The 702-nt window shown below is 67.7% G+C and carries 1 protein-coding gene; it reads left to right on the top strand.

The features are described 5' to 3' along the window. Window positions 1-25 precede the first annotated feature (25 nt). Window positions 26-702 (top strand): AMP-binding enzyme (locus LDQ05_RS19605; RefSeq protein ID WP_308013289.1); only part of this gene is annotated, 677 nt, incomplete at its 3' end.

Raw genomic sequence — 702 nt, 5'->3', positions numbered from 1 at the left:
GGGCGGGCCGGTGCGGGGTATGCGGGTGTATGTGCTCGATGGTCGGTTGCGGCCGGTGCCGGTGGGTGTTGCGGGTGAGTTGTATGTGTCGGGTGTGCAGGTGGCCCGCGGCTACCTCGGCCGTGCGGGCCTGACCGCCGATCGTTTCGTCGCGAACCCGTTCTCGCAGGAGAATGATCCGGATCTCCATCGCCGGATGTACCGGACCGGTGACGTCGTGCGCTGGGTGCCGACCGCCGACGGCTTCGGTGGAATCGTCGAGTACGTGGGTCGGGCGGACGACCAGATCAAGTTGCGGGGCTTCCGCATCGAGCTCGGTGAGATCGAGGCCGCACTCGAACGCGCGGAAGGCGTCGCGCAGGCTGTCGCGGCACTGCATCGTGACTCCGAGTACGGCGATTCCCTGGTCGGATACGTCGTTCCGCGTCCCGGCGCGTCGTTGGACACCTCGGCGGTACGCGACGGTGCGGCCCGGTTCCTGACGTCCTACATGGTGCCTGCCCAGATCGTCGTGCTGGATGCGATTCCGTTGACGCCGGGTGGCAAGGTCGACCGGAAGTCGTTGCCGGCGCCGGTGTTCGACGTGCGGGAGTTCCGTGCGCCGACGACGCCGGTGGAGGAGATCGTGGCGTCGGTGTTCGCCGAGGTGCTCGGTGTGGACCGGGTGGGGTTGGACGACGATTTCTTCGCGCTCGGTGGTAA

This window comes from Rhodococcus yananensis, assembly GCF_020515525.1.
GTDB lineage: Bacteria > Actinomycetota > Actinomycetes > Mycobacteriales > Mycobacteriaceae > Rhodococcus > Rhodococcus yananensis.
The sequence above is the reverse complement of the archived record's forward strand: the minus strand, read 5'-3'. Positions and strand labels throughout refer to the sequence as shown.